Genomic DNA, 14,543 nt, shown 5'->3' with positions numbered 1-14,543 from the left:
TTTCCTACTCTTCACTGCGATTGGCTCGCCTTTTTTTTGATAGGGGCTCAATCTCCGCCCGCCCACCATAAAGCTTCAGATACCGTTCAATTTGACGCGTCAGCGATTCCACAGTTTTGCCAATGTGGGATTCATCGGTTGGAATAGAAATCGGCGCTTTGGCATATCGGGCCTCACGCTTGGCAAGCATCATTTCCACCCGATTTGAAATCTCCTCTTGACTAAGCTTTGACCCATTTTCTGCTTTTATCAGCGGCCGATCGTCTTTATTGGAAAGGCGTTTCGAAAGCGTTTTCGGATCTGTTTTCAAATAAACCAATGTCCCAGAATTTGTAATGGCTTCGTAACTCTTATCATTTTCAAGTGTGCCACCGCCTAAGGCGACAACCAAGTTCCCGTTTGAAGCATTCGTAATTGAAGTCACGATTTCATACTCCAAGCGCCTGAAATAGGCTTCGCCTTTTTCAGCAAAAATTTCATTAATGGATTTAGATTCTTGATCCGAAATGGCTTTATCGATATCGATAAACGAAAACCCCAATGAATTCGCTAAGATGGGGCCGATCGTCGATTTGCCGGCCGTGCTGAAACCCGTTAAATAGATGATTGTTGGTTTGGACATAATTATGAACATTCACTCACTACAATACTACTATAATTTTCTTATCGTAAAATTCCAAAAAAAGACGCATCATCTTTACTTTTGCATCGCTTTATTATATAAACAATTGCCACTTGTGGAAAAAGAATTTGCACTAAAAAAAGTATTTGTCCTTGCCGGCGAAGCTTCAGGCGATTTGCACGGCGCGGGCGTTATCAATGAACTCAAAAAAACACACCCCAACGTTCACTTTTTTGGTGTTGGTGGCACGCTGCTGAAAGAAGCCGGCGTTGCTTGTATTTATCAGGCTTCCGAGATTAGCTTTATGGGCTTTACCGAAATTGCGCGGCATTTTCTTTTTCTTCGCCGTGTCCTCCGTGAGCTCAAGCGGGCCATCAAAACCGAACGCCCCGATGTTGCGCTATTAATCGATTACCCCGGAATGAATCTCATCTTGGCAAAGTACCTTAAGTCTTTGGGAATACCTGTGGTTTGGTACATCGCCCCGCAAGTATGGGCTTGGAAAGAAAGCCGAGTGAAGAAGATGAAAAAATCGATTTCCAAGCTTTGTGTTGTTTTTGATTTCGAAGTCGGCTTTTTCAAAGAGCGTGGGCTTGACGCGGCTTTTGTCGGGCATCCGATTATTGAAGAACTGAATCATAGCGGAACGGCGGAAGTCAATTCTTCGCTGCAAGCATTTAACCCCGAGAAAGACCAACGCATCATTGGGCTTTTGCCCGGCAGCCGCAAGCAGGAAGTGGATCGCTTGCTTCCTGAAATGCTGAAGGCTGCGGAAATTCTTGCCAAAGAAGGCGATTACAAATTCCTCTTGGGCTTAGCCCCAACACTCGACCCAAGTTACTATGCGAAGTTCCTGAAAAGCACCGCGCTGCCGATTGTTCAAACAACTGCATACCGCGTGATGCTGCAAAGTCATCTTTCTTGGATTACGAGCGGCACGGCGACGCTTGAGGCGCTTTGCTTCGGCACACCGATGATTGTGGTGTATAAAACAAGCCCCTTGAATTACTTTATCGGCAAGCGATTGGTGAAGATTAAAAACATCGCGCTTGCGAACATTGTCTCACAAGGCTTGAATTCACCCAAGCGCACGGTGCCGGAGCTATTGCAGCACGAAGTGAGCGGCGCCGCGCTCGCCGCGAATTCGCGTGAAATGTTGCAACGCCCGGAGTATTTGCGCGAGATGCAAGCACAGCTATTGAATTCTCGTGCAAAGCTCGGCAGCCGTAGCCCCTCGAAGGAAGTCGCGGCATACTTGATAAAACACTTATAATTTGTTCGAGAGCCTCTTCCCTTTCCTGTCTTTCCGGCGATGAATGCCACTCGCTTTCAGTTTGTCATTTCGAGCGCAGCGAGAAATCTCAGACCCTCCGCACACCAGAGATTTCTCCCTTCGCTTCGCTCCGTTCGAAATGACTCGCATTTCCTGCACTCAAAAAAACTGAGGTGGCCACGGCTTGTCGAAACCACCACCACATGACACGGTCATTTCGACAGGCTCAATGACCTCCCTCTTTGTCATTTCGAGCGCAGCGAGAAATCTCAGACCCTCCGCACACCAGAGATTTATCCCTTCGCTTCGCTCCGTTCGAAATGACTTGAATAAGTTGAAAAATCCGCTTTAAAATTTCCCATCCCTTTTCTAAATTCTGAAATCCTGTATCTCTATAGTCCAACAAACTTAAATTTCCTCGTCCTATGGAAAACAACATCTCGATTCAAATTCCGGCTGAAACACTCGCCAAAGTCAAAGCCAACCTAACGGAATGCACCGAACTGCTCAAACCGTATCTCGTGGCACTCACGCCCGACGACCGGCAGAACCTGCCCAAGATGAGCGATAAAACTTTGCCCTTTGTCGATAAGGTGCTCGACTACACCGCCACGAATCCGGAATTTGCGCCGCCTTTTGTCAGCATTCCTGAGCTTAGAACGGATATGAAGGCCTATCAAGAAATGGAATCGCTTTTGCAGATTGCCGCGCCGCTTTGCGATAACTTGCGCGATACGCAAATGCTTTCGGGCAGTGAGGCTTATACTTCTGCCCTTGCGTATTACAACGCCTTGCGGCAGGCCGCTAAAATGAATGTCCCGAACGCGAAGACGATTTTGGAGGATTTAAAGAAGCGTTTTGATGGGCAAGGCGCTCCAAGAAAAAGCCGAACACAGCCTTCTTGATACCAAGCGAGCGCGTTTATTTCATCAGGCGCTCACCTTAAAGATTAACCCGTTCTTTCAATACTTGAATTAGTTCAGCTTTGACCTAAACGGGTTCACTTCAAACATGAACCCGTTGATGTTTTACTTGAACCAGTTCTACTCCGACTTGAACCGGTTTATGTTTTACTTGAACCAGTTCAGTTCCGACTTGAACCAGTTTATGTTTTACATGAACCAGTTCACTTCCGACTTGAACCAGTTTCTCTCTGACCTAAACCAGTTGATGTTTTACCTGAACAAGTTCGGTTTTTACATGAACTTGTTCATGTTTGAGGTGGGGGGGGATACTTCGGAGGTGGGAAGGGATACCTCGGAGGTGGGTAATTGATTTTTTCGGCGGGAAGTCATAATATATATTTGAGCAAAAGAAAAAAATCATTCAGGAAGCCCCGGCAACATCACGCACCGCACGAGGCTAAGTTTGATTTACGCTTGCGGACCGAGAAGAAATGAATTGCTTTACCTCAATCCTGCCGAGATTGACAGTAATCGTGGAATTCTGCTCATTAAACGAAAGAAAGTTAAAAAGATCGAAATGTTCCGATTTCTTAAAAAATTTTAGAAATGCTGAGGAATTATAATAAGGCATACAAACCTTAAATGTGGCTTTTTGAGGGACAAATAAAAAGAGATCTTTACATCGCAGAAAACCATCAAAACATTAAACGTCCATTTGATGATTTATGACACTAAAACTACACCAAGCCAGCCATTCGTCTGTTTTTATGTAGTTTTTCTACACCTATAAACGAGTTGTGCTCAATTTTAGAAAATGCGCATATTAGTAATTACTAATCAAGGGAATAATGAATATAGTTTAAGAAATGAGTTGTCTGATTTATGCGAAGGCGACTCGCTAACCTTTTGTAATTCATTTCATTCAGCAAAAGATTTCATTAATAATTATATAGTAGAATTTCAATCGCCCCTAGACTTAATAATTACATATAGCATTGTAGGTTATGAACGTTCCGAAGAATTCAAGAATTGGTTAAGAAAAGATTTCGAAAGAACTTACTCTAAAAGAGACTTCAACCTTAATGAAATGCCTATTTGTTTAATTGTAAGTTCAGAAGAAAACAAAACAGCGTTTCATAACTATGATTTAACAATTGATGATATTGGTATAGACAAAATTCATTTATTTACTTCCGATTTTATATCAACAATTAAAAGTTGGAGAAAATCGGTGTTAAATGAACTTGATTTACTTGGGATTAGATTTAATTCAGGTATTATTGATTATTCTAAATATTTTAGTGAAAAAAGAAAAACTCATATAGGAACAAAGATATTATCTGAAAACTTCAAATTATTTCCTAGAAAACTTAATTATTACTGGTTGAATTTTAACACTAAGCAAATCGAAAAATCCATAGATGAGTTTATAAAACTACTTAAACGTTCTTCAAGAATAGGAAAAAAGGGAGAAGAAAAAGTTTATCATAAGTTTTTTAGAGAAAATAAATACTTTTTGTTAAGAGACAGTTTTTCAAGATATTGGTATGAACCTAGATTAATGAAAAACGAAGTAAATTATGAAGAGCCTGATTTCTTTCTAAAACCAAATTTTAATTACAGAACAGACTTAAATCTTTTAGAAATAAAATTGCCTAATGAAACTTTTATGAAGAGTAAAAAAAGACATAACGCCCCTCTTTCAAAACTGATTGAACATATTATACAAGTTAATGACTATAAGGATTATATAGAAAGTGCCCAAAATAAAACCGAACTTAATAAGATTTTCGGAATGGTTCCCCAGAAAATTAGTTATAACATTCTAATTGGTAGAAAAGAAGAAAAAGACCAACGAATATTTGAGCTAGAAAAAATAATGAGACAACTCAATCAAGGCTATATTCATTTAATGACTTATGATGAATTAATGGAATATCAAGTAAAATTCTTTGATAAAATGAATTTGCTTGAGATAAGATAAAAAAAACTGAGCACAACAAGGGGTGTAACCAATTTGGGATGTACGGGTTAGGCGTTCGGGTCGGCTCGCAGCGGGGCGCAGTATCGCATGATGAAATCTTGGCTCAGTTCGCCCAAACTGGTCACACCCCCAGCCGTTAGCGGTCAGGCTATGACGACACTGCTAACCTGAAAATGTAACTTACAAATTAGCTTTGAAAATGGAAGAAGTTCTGGACAAGCTTTTACTTAATAGCAAATCATCACAACTTGCCTGTATAGAAATACACAACAAGCCGACATTCCCTTTTCGCTACGAGTTGTGTGCAATCCTAAATATAAATTCTTGGGAATTGCTTTTAAAATCTTTTATTATAAAACACTTCCCAAAAGTCATAGTCATTCGACCTGACGGGACAACTAAACCATTTGACGAATGTTTAGCGTTTGTTGCAGGTGAATTGGGGAAGGATTTTTCAGTAGCTAAACAAAACCTTGAAAAAATTTATGAGTATCGCTGCAATACTATACACTTTTATCAGGATGACATTGATGTCTTGCTTTTCTCATTATTGAGTAAAAACATTTTGTTGTATCACGATTTTCTTCTGAAGTATTTCGGAATTGATATTGCCAGCGAGACAAATCTAATTCTACTTCCAATCGGCTTTAAAAAGCCAGCTTCACCAATAGACTTTCTTTCAAACGCATCACAAATTGAAAAATCATCTAAAGCCGTTCAGTCCTTTGTAAAGAGTATAATAAAATCCACGGAACAAATTTCAGACGAAGGAATAGAAGATTCCATATTATTTAGCTTCAAAATGTCATTAATAAATGAAAGCAGGATAAAAAATGCTGATGTTGTAGCTGCAATCACTAGGGACAAAAAGAAAGCAGCAATTAGAGTTGAAAATGTTATAAGTAAGTTTGTTTTGACAGATGACGAAAATGAAGAAGGAGTAAAAAAAATTAAAATTGATGAGGAAAATTTATTCAGGACAGTTTACACACAAACGTATCACGATGTGACTGTAAAATGCAAAAAACTCTTTTCAGACTTTAAAATCAATAATAATTTTAATAACAAACTGAAAAAACTAAAGAACAATCCTAAATTTCATAAACCAAGATATTTAAACTTAGATAACCCCAAAGGCGGCTCTAAAGACTACTATTCCGTAAAAGTATATGACGAACTAGCAAAAGAGTATACAAAAAAATAGTAATTTCAGACACGTTGGACAAGTAGAAGCACGAACAGCTAACACGGGTTTTGCGTCAGGCGGGCTGACTTGCATACTTGGTGCTTTGTACATCTATTCAATTACAGTTCCGTTAGTTAATATTCTAAAACAAAAACTTTCATGTTACGCAAAGCCTTTAACTTTTATGTTAACTAATATGAATACACTACATATCGAAATTTTCACACACATTTACGATGATGACTTTCATAATGTAATTGAAACAAAACCGAGGTATTTCGCTACTTATATTGACGACATAGAATTATCAAAATTAGAACAAGATTTATATAGTTTACTCGGAGAAGGCATAGAAGTAAGTAGTGATAACTATGAACAATACTCTATACTAAGTATAGTATTAATGGGAGATAGATCAATTGAGAAATTATTAAACTATTTATCAAAGTACAAAATTACTGACAACAACATTGACATCTACAAACCATTTTCAAATATTGAATTTGAAGAATGTATTCAGATTAACACTACCAACATTTATTTCAGTGATAATGAACTTCAAAATATAAAAGAAATACTAAGTGATGAAGTAGTTGAATTCAAAATTATTAAAAGTAACGAAATTTGCGAAAAGGTGCGAGTGGTTTTTGGACAACATATTTAATTGCAGTTGCTGGTGGTCTAACAGTGCAATTGACAATGAGACTATTTGATGCAATTAAATCAAAAAATTTCGATAAAGAGGCTGTTAATACTATAAAGATCAAATCAGATATAAAGGATAAGTTACTAAATGAATATAATTTAAAACCCTCTCAAATTTATTTATCTCATTTTCAGTACAAAAGAGATGATGAAATTATTGAGTTAATATACAAAACCAAAAATGATATTTTTAAAATTAAAACCGATAACAAAGGGAATATTATACAACTTAGGAAAATTGAGAAAAATCAAAAATAAATACTTCACATTTATTAATTTTTTTCATCAGGCGAGGTGATTTGCAAATTTGGACCTTTGTGCTTCTATTCAAGTGTAGTGCTGGTTGACAGTTTAGTGCTATGAAACCCGCCACTGCGCCAAGCGCCAAAACGTTCAGCTTAACTCCGCTTCGCTGCGTTTAGCTGAACGGGGAGCGGCTACACCGCTGTTCGCTCACTTCGCTTCGTTGAACATCGGTTTTGCGTGAGTCTTCGGGCTGCTTCGCGCCCTTCGACCCCCCGCAAAGCCGCTCCCCATTATGGGGCATTTTAAAACGACACAACAACTATGAAAGTACTACTGACAAAATATGGACATTAAAAAAATAATACCAATGAAAAAATTAAATATTAAAAAAATAACAATGACTACAATCGCAAATAATAAAGGACATTTTTTTATCGCCCTTACTATCATTGTTTTTTCTTGTGCTACCAAGAAACAATCTGATTTGGTAGGGGCTTGGGAAATAGACGAAATGAAAATCACAATGCACAGTTTCCAAAATACAGACAGCGTCAAGGTAATTGAGGTAAATGGAAACGAATGGGAAGAAAAAATGAAAACCAGAAATATTCAAACCTACTTTGCCAATGACGGAACTTACCATTCTGTTCACAAAAATCTTCAAGACAGCATTATTTATGACCCAGCCGGAACTTGGAGAATTGAAAATGACACGCTAATAATTCAAGACACTATTCCTAAACGAGTGACTTATAAATATAAAATAAAGGTGGACAAATTTTTTGTAGAATATTGGGGAGTTGAGGACTTTGACCAAGACGGCAAAGTGGACGATGAATATTACAGCAGACAACGGAGAATTAAATAAAAATTTACCGATGACAAGGATACGAACTCTGCGGACAGACAAGCAGAGCCCTATATACAGGCTTGACGGCATTTATGCGAAAGACAAACACAAAGGAATTGATTAACATTAATAAAATAATTGAAAGCAAATGATATGGACAATTCTAAAACCCAAAAATTAAAGAACGGAGACCATTGTATCGTCATTGGCGGAACACATAAGGGGAAATCAGGTATTGTACAAGACCTAAAAACGAGCAAAACTAGACACATTACAATAACTGTTTTGCAAAGCAACGGTGTTAGATTTAAAACGCTTGGTAGAAATGTAGAAGTAATAACAAACAAATAAAAACACCCTATAACAAGGGTTTTGCGTCAGGCGGGTTGAAGTGCAAAACTCAACGGTAGTAATTCTATTAAACATCAGTAATAAAACAAGCTTTTGTGCTCCGAAACCCGCCCGAACGCAAAGCCCGAAACCGTTATGTGCAACCCTAAGAAGACACCGTAAAAGGACAAACCGATGACAAAATTATTAAAAACGATACCAGCGTTCCCCGTCCGACAGATTGACAAATCGGTTGAGTTTTACAAGAACAAATTCGGGTTTGACTGCCGACACAAGGAAGAAACTTTTGCAATTTTAGTTCGGGGCGACATTGAACTGCATTTGTGGGCTTCCTGTAATAACAGTTGGAAATGGAAAAGCATATTTCTGTTTCTAAAACCAATCAGTAGTGGATCAGAAAGTTTTTTGGCAGGAACACACAGTTGCAGAATTGAAGTGAAAGGGATTGACGAACTGTATAACGAACTGAAAGCAAAAAATGTGCTTCACAACGAAAAGTCGGAAATAGAAACAACATATTACGGAACAAGGGAATTTCCAACTTTGGACTTATACGGAAACTTACTGACTTTTTACGAAAACGTAGAGTAAAAACTGATTGACAGAAAAGGGTATGCACATAACACGGGTTTTTCATCAGTCGGGGTGAAATGCAAACTTGAAGCTTTGTGCTTCTATTCAAGTTCATAGCTGGTTGACAGTGTAGTGCTCCGAAATCCGCCACTTCGCAAAGCCCCTCGCCATTCTACTCCTGATATGCCAAGAAAACTTATCAAATAAAAAAAAGCAGCCTTAGCTGCCTTTAATGAACAAATGGAATATCCGCTCAATTACTCATTGCACGGGTAGTGGCAGGAATGCGGCCTCCGCGAGTGACAAAACCTTTTGAGCTGAATTGACTCACAGGCATAATAATGGCTTTTCCAAGCAGCCCGCCGTAATCAATGGTATCGCCGACTTTCGCGCCGGGCGGTACAATAATCCGAACGGCTGTTGTTTTGTTGTTTGAAACACCAATTGCACATTCATCGGCAATAATTCCTGCAAGGGTTTCTGCGCTTGTATCGCCCGGAACCGCCACCATATCAAGCCCGACACAGCAGACGCTTGTCATCGCCTCAAGTTTTTCAATTGAAAGCGAGCCCATCTCCACCCCGCGAATCATCGCTGCATCTTCTGAAACCGGAATAAACGCGCCAGACATTCCGCCGACAAAAGCGCTCGCCATCATCCCGCCTTTTTTGACGCTATCATTCAAGAGCATCAACGCTGCTGTCGTGCCCGGTGCGCCGACGGCTTCAACGCCGATTGCTTCTAAAATCTCGGCGATGCTATCGCCCCAAGCCGGTGTCGGCGCAAGTGAAATATCCACGATGCCGAAAGGGATGCCTTCCTTCTCTGCCACTTTTCTTCCAATGAGTTCGCCGGCACGGGTTATCTTAAATGCGGTGCGCTTGATAACTTCGGCAAGTGTGGGGAAATCGCACTGCCCTGCTTCGCGGATTGCTGAAAGCACCACACCCGGACCGGAAATGCCAACATTGAGCGTGACATCGGGCTCGCTGATGCCGTGAAACGCACCCGCAACAAATGGATTGTCTTCCGGTACATTGCAAAATGCCACAAACTTACAGCAGCCTTCAGCCCGCGGCGTATGGGCCGAAAGGTGCTTAATCATTTTCGCCACCTCATAAACGGCGTTCATATTAATGCCTGCTTTGGTTGTCGCGACATTGATGCTGGAGCAAATATGCTTCGTGCGCCTCATCATTTCTGGCACGGAGCGAATTAATGCGAGCTCGCCATCGGTCATTCCCTTTTCAACCAAGGCCGAATAGCCACCGATGAAATCAACCCCAAGCTCTTCAGCGCAGCGATCGAGCACCACGCCGAGTTCAATCAATTCATGCTCACGAAATTGATCGAAGGGAATCGAAAGCGGTGTGATGGATAGGCGTTTATTGGCAATTCGAATGCCAAACATGTGTTCAACTTCCGCAGCGGCAGATAAATGCTTTTCAGCACGGCGCATAATCTTCGTGCGGATTTTTTCTTTTGCAAGCTCAAGGCTATGCGTGGCACAATCTCGCAGGCTAACGCCGAGTGTCACGGTGCGAATATCGAAGTGCTCAACCTCCGTCATTCGGAGCGTTTCAATCACCTCATTAAAATCGTATGCCATTGATGTTATTGGTTAGGCGTTGAGTTTTTCCCACTCTGCATAAAGCGCATTGAGTTCAACAACCGTCGATTGATAGCTTGCAAGCGTGGTTTTTGATTTTTGCGAATCGCGGTAGAAATCGGCATCTGCCATTATTGATTCCAATTTCATCTTTTCATCTTCCAACTTATTAATTTTCGATTCAATCTTTGACACTTGTTTTGAATTCGCCGCTGTCAGTGATTTCTCTTGACCATTTGCCGGCTTCGATGCTGAGCCATTCGTTGTGGAGGCTTGCGGTTTATTTGCGCCTTGTGTATTTGTTTTTACGGGTTCAGCCGGTTTAGGAGCATTTGATTTTTTTGTTGCGTCTTTCGCTGCAGCATCTTGCTCGGCGTATTCCGCTTCAAGCTTTTGCAAAAACTCTTGATAGGAATTGAGATAAGTTTTTACGCCGCCCTTTTTGACATAAAAAACCTTATCCACCAGTGAATCCAAAAAGTACCGATCGTGAGAGACGATGAGCAGGGTTCCGTCATAATTTTCAAGCGATTCAATCAGCATTTCTTTCGAGCGCATATCCAAGTGGTTTGTCGGCTCGTCAAGAATCAAGAGGTTTGAAGCCTGAAGTAAAAGTTTCGCAAGTGCCACGCGCGATTTCTCACCGCCTGAAAGCACACCAATTCTCTTTTCAACGGAGTCTCCGGAAAAGAGAAAGCAGCCAAGAATATCGCGTACCGATTTACGCGCTTCCGAGTCTGGCGCGTGGTCAAGCATTTCTTGAAGCACGGTTTTATTGGTATCCAAGAGTTCTGCTTGATGCTGTGCATAGTAACCGATACTCACATTATGACCCACATTGCGCTTGCCTTGAAAGTCAGTTTCTTCGGTAAGAATTTTACAGAAGGTTGATTTTCCTGCCCCGTTTGAACCTACAATTGCAATGCGATCGCCGCGGTTGATTTCCAACGAGAGATCGTTAAAGACAATTTTTGTGCCTCCGGTTGGAATCGGATATACCTTATAAATCCCTTCTAATGTCATCACCAATTTTCCTGAAGGCAAAGCTTTAGGGAAACGAAATGAAATCTGCGAAAGGTCTTGCTCTGGGGCTTCCAAATTTTCTTGCAGTTTTTCAATCATCCGCATGCGGCTTTGCGCTTGGGTGGCCTTTGTTGCCTTTGCCTTAAAGCGCGTGACGAACTTTTGCAGATGCTCAATTTTCTTTTGATCATTCTCCAATTTCGCCATTTGAATTTCATAACGCTCAGCTTTATCCTTTTCGAAGAAAGTGTAATTGCCTTTGTATTCTGTGATTCTCTTTAAGCTGATTTCGAGCGTTTTGGTGGTGAGCTTATCCAAAAAGAAACGGTCGTGCGAGATAATGATATACCCGCCATCGAAATCAAGGAGATAATTTTCGAGCCAATGGAGTGAATCGATATCCAAGTGGTTGGTTGGTTCATCCAAAAACAGCAGCGTGGGTTTGCTCAAAAGTAGCTTCGTAATTAGCAGCCGCATTTGCCATCCACCCGAAAACTCCTTGACCTTTTTTTCGAAGTCTTCTTTTGAAAAGCCCAATCCAATCAACACCTTTTCGGCATCACCTTGCATTTTATAACCGCCCAAGTGATCGAATCGCTCGGTAGCTTCCGAAAACCGTTCAATCAGTTTAGCGTATGCATCACTTTCGTGATCGGTGTTTTCAGCCAATTGAATTTCCATCTCAGAAATTTTCTTTCCCAAAAGATGTAGTTCCGCATTGGCTTCCAACGCATATTCCATCGCCGTTTTTTCAAGCTCGGCTTCAAAAGAAATTTCTTGCGGAAGGTAGCCGATTTTGGTTGAGGCGGATTTCAAAATTTGCCCTTCAGTATGAAGCGTTTGGGAGGGCATTTCGCCGGCAAGAAATTTAAGAAGGGTTGATTTTCCTGCGCCGTTCAGCCCAACAAGCCCAACCTTATCGGTATCGCCAATTCGAAAGGAGGAGTCTTTGAAAAGTTCTTTTGTTCCTATGGTTAAGTATAAATTTCTTGCTTCAAGCATTGATGAATCGTGAGATAAACTTCGTTTCTAAATCTATTTTTTAGTGTTTGGAAATCATTGAAAGCATTACTTTTCCAAGTGCGGCATTGGCACTCACAAGGCTTCCGCCATAGCTATGATACTTCCCTTTGAAATCAAAAATTTTACCACCTGCTTCGGTCAGAATCGGCAGAAGCGCCGCGCAATCCCAAGGGTTCATTTTTGGGTCTATCATTAAATCGGCTTCACCCGCAGCAACAAGGCAGTGTCCGTAACAATCACCCCACATGCGCACCAATTTCGCCTCGTCCCGCAAGGCGTAAAATGGATGCGTTTTTGCTTCTTCTGTCAAGTATTCAGGCGAGGTTAAAAGCAGTGTCGCTTCGCTGAATGTTGAAATTTTCGAGACAGAAAGTCTCTGTAGGTTTCGAAAGGCACCTTGACCTTTTTCGGCGTAATAGGTTTCACCCAAAGCCGGAAAATGCACAACGCCCACCGTCGGTGTATCATCAATCTCAAAACCAATCATCATCCCAAAAAGCGGAACGCCGTGGATGAATGATTTTGTGCCGTCAATCGGGTCTATAATCCACTTTCGTTTTTGGCTCGTCTTCGATTTTTTTGATTTTGAGCTTCCAAATTCTTCGCCCAAAATTTCATCGTTTGGGAATTTCTTTTTGATGAGCGAGGTGATTTTCTTTTCTGATTCTTGATCGGCTTTTGTTACCGGTGAGGCATCGCGCTTTGTCATTACTTCTAAATAGCGGTTTCTATAAAAGCTCATTGCAATTTTTCCGGCTTCGCGTGATGCGTCGAGAGCGAGTTCTAATTCTTCTGAAAACATGCGTGAGGGAGTTAAATAATTGAATTGATTTTTTTTGCAAGTTCGATATCTCTTATGGTAATTCCACCGGAATCGTGGGTAGTGAGTTCAATTTTTACCAACGGGTATGTCAATAAAATATCGGGATGATGATCGGCCGATTCGGCGAGTCCGGCGATTCGCTCACAGAGATAGAGCCCTTTCATAAAAGGGCTCGGTTCATTTTTTAGATAGGGATATTTTACTAAGCGAACGATTTTGTTGCCTTCAATTGCCCATTCAGGCAGTGAATTCAAGGCTTCTTGGATTTGATCCGAATGAAGTAAAGCTGTTTTCATTTTTTTCTCTGAAGTGGTTCATAAGCAATAAAAGCAGCGGGAATTTTAACTCGAAACTCCGCTAAAAGACTTGGCTGAAAATAAAATTGATTGTGCGGGGGCGAAGATAATGCTTTCCCGCCTTGTAACGATGCGCTCTTGAGCAATTCTGCTGAAAATCTTCCTTCTTGATATGGCAATAACCCAAAACCTGCAAAGGCGCCGCGCGAGAGGAAACTGATGTTTTTGGTTATAATTGGAATTCTTTCTCTTGTCAGCAACTCAGCATAAGTTTCAAAATTCGCTTGAAGCTCAAGCGATTCCCCCGCGAAGTAAATTTGTGGTTTTTCTCGAAGCAGCTGTTTGAATGCACCTTTAAATTCTTTTTCTCCTCCTGATTCCACCAAGATTAATTCCAACCCATTTCGAAAAACTATCTCTTGAAATTTCTTTTTGCGTGAGTTTGACTCTACCGAATCCCTCACCCATACAACTCCAAGCCGAATCTTGGAAGGAAAGAGTGCCTTAACAGCATAAAGCAACTTTTCAAGTTTTATTGAATCGCAAGGAAATGATCGAGGCTTTAGGTTGATTATCGATTTCGGTTCAAAACAATGTTCTTCTCCAAAATCCAACGGTTTTCTTAAGTCAATTGTCACCACTTTTTGAAACTGTTTTCGGTATTTCTCTTCAATACCTTCTTTGCTTTCGTCGAATGATGCAGAATATTCAATAATGATTGTCGTCGTATCTCTCAAAGAATCTATAAGATTCAGACCATCCCGAAAGCCTTGCAATCTTTCAGAATCGAATTCAGAAAACAAGGTAAGGTAAACCGTTTTTTGGTCGAGAGATTTGATGGAGCTACAACCCCAAAATTGAAGTGGTGAAATCATCGAGACAATCACAATCAACCATAAAAAAGATAAGGTTGAGTTTTTGCAAACGATTCTCATTTGATAAAAAGATTTTTTCATTGGGAGTTAATGCAGTAAAAAAAACAAAAGCGAATATATATCTTAAAAGTAAAAATCGGTCAAATTGAAATTTGCTATTAACATTCACTCAATTATTTCAGTTTTCACATTAAGAATT

At 40.4% G+C, this 14,543-nt stretch carries 15 protein-coding genes; 9 read left to right on the top strand and 6 right to left on the bottom strand.

Going from position 1 to position 14,543, the window contains the following annotated elements:
- Nucleotides 1–4 precede the first annotated feature (4 nt).
- Nucleotides 5–622, bottom strand: coding sequence for a shikimate kinase (locus tag SFU91_11880; GenBank protein ID MDX2129723.1), 618 nt, complete (start codon nt 620–622; stop codon nt 5–7).
- 115 nt (nt 623–737) lie between these two features.
- Between SFU91_11880 and lpxB the strand changes: the two genes are divergently transcribed.
- The 9 genes from lpxB to SFU91_11835 all read left to right on the top strand — a co-directional run bounded on the left by lpxB (nt 738) and on the right by SFU91_11835 (nt 8,713).
- A complete protein-coding gene (lpxB, locus tag SFU91_11875; protein ID MDX2129722.1) occupies nt 738–1,895 on the top strand; it encodes a lipid-A-disaccharide synthase in 1,158 nt (385 codons plus the stop codon).
- Between the two features lie 184 nt (nt 1,896–2,079).
- Nucleotides 2,080–2,247, top strand: a complete 168-nt coding sequence (locus SFU91_11870) for a hypothetical protein (protein ID MDX2129721.1) — start codon at nt 2,080–2,082, stop codon at nt 2,245–2,247.
- Between the two features lie 73 nt (nt 2,248–2,320).
- A complete protein-coding gene (locus SFU91_11865; GenBank protein MDX2129720.1) occupies nt 2,321–2,800 on the top strand; it encodes a hypothetical protein in 480 nt (159 codons plus the stop codon).
- An 814-nt stretch (nt 2,801–3,614) separates the two neighbouring features.
- Complete coding sequence (locus SFU91_11860; GenBank protein MDX2129719.1) at nt 3,615–4,784, top strand: DUF4263 domain-containing protein; 1,170 nt, start codon at nt 3,615–3,617, stop codon at nt 4,782–4,784.
- Nucleotides 4,785–4,983: 199 nt separating this feature from the next.
- Nucleotides 4,984–5,988: a DUF3644 domain-containing protein gene (locus SFU91_11855; GenBank protein MDX2129718.1), complete on the top strand. Its 1,005-nt coding sequence runs from the start codon at nt 4,984–4,986 to the stop codon at nt 5,986–5,988.
- Nucleotides 5,989–6,166: 178 nt separating this feature from the next.
- Nucleotides 6,167–6,634 carry a hypothetical protein gene (locus SFU91_11850; protein MDX2129717.1) on the top strand — a complete coding sequence of 156 codons (468 nt, stop codon included), beginning with the start codon at nt 6,167–6,169 and terminating at the stop codon, nt 6,632–6,634.
- A complete protein-coding gene (locus tag SFU91_11845) occupies nt 6,595–6,933 on the top strand; it encodes a hypothetical protein (GenBank protein ID MDX2129716.1) in 339 nt (112 codons plus the stop codon). The genes SFU91_11850 and SFU91_11845 overlap by 40 nt, the downstream gene beginning before the upstream one ends.
- Nucleotides 6,934–7,288: 355 nt before the next feature.
- Nucleotides 7,289–7,789 carry a hypothetical protein gene (locus tag SFU91_11840; GenBank protein ID MDX2129715.1) on the top strand — a complete coding sequence of 167 codons (501 nt, stop codon included), beginning with the start codon at nt 7,289–7,291 and terminating at the stop codon, nt 7,787–7,789.
- A gap of 507 nt (nt 7,790–8,296) precedes the next feature.
- Nucleotides 8,297–8,713 carry a VOC family protein gene (locus tag SFU91_11835; GenBank protein MDX2129714.1) on the top strand — a complete coding sequence of 139 codons (417 nt, stop codon included), beginning with the start codon at nt 8,297–8,299 and terminating at the stop codon, nt 8,711–8,713.
- 235 nt (nt 8,714–8,948) lie between these two features.
- On the opposite strand, the gene SFU91_11830 is transcribed toward SFU91_11835, so the two are convergent.
- Genes SFU91_11830 through SFU91_11810 form a run of 5 tightly spaced genes read right to left on the bottom strand, consistent with a single transcriptional unit; the run spans nt 8,949 to nt 14,425 of the window.
- Nucleotides 8,949–10,304: a PFL family protein gene (locus SFU91_11830; protein ID MDX2129713.1), complete on the bottom strand. Its 1,356-nt coding sequence runs from the start codon at nt 10,302–10,304 to the stop codon at nt 8,949–8,951.
- 12 nt (nt 10,305–10,316) lie between these two features.
- Nucleotides 10,317–12,329 (bottom strand): ABC-F family ATP-binding cassette domain-containing protein, encoded by a 2,013-nt coding sequence (locus SFU91_11825; GenBank protein ID MDX2129712.1) that lies wholly within the window; start codon nt 12,327–12,329, stop codon nt 10,317–10,319.
- A gap of 40 nt (nt 12,330–12,369) precedes the next feature.
- Nucleotides 12,370–13,152 carry a histidinol-phosphatase gene (gene hisN / locus SFU91_11820; GenBank protein ID MDX2129711.1) on the bottom strand — a complete coding sequence of 261 codons (783 nt, stop codon included), beginning with the start codon at nt 13,150–13,152 and terminating at the stop codon, nt 12,370–12,372.
- 11 nt (nt 13,153–13,163) lie between these two features.
- Entirely contained in the window at nt 13,164–13,469 is a 306-nt protein-coding gene (locus tag SFU91_11815) for a 4a-hydroxytetrahydrobiopterin dehydratase (GenBank protein MDX2129710.1), read from the bottom strand.
- Nucleotides 13,466–14,425, bottom strand: coding sequence for a hypothetical protein (locus SFU91_11810; GenBank protein MDX2129709.1), 960 nt, complete (start codon nt 14,423–14,425; stop codon nt 13,466–13,468). The genes SFU91_11815 and SFU91_11810 overlap by 4 nt, the downstream gene beginning before the upstream one ends.
- Nucleotides 14,426–14,543: the final 118 nt, after the last annotated feature.

The sequence above is a fragment of the Chloroherpetonaceae bacterium genome (assembly GCA_033763895.1).
Lineage (GTDB): Bacteria > Bacteroidota > Chlorobiia > Chlorobiales > Thermochlorobacteraceae > JANRJQ01.
The sequence above is the reverse complement of the archived record's forward strand: the minus strand, read 5'-3'. Positions and strand labels throughout refer to the sequence as shown.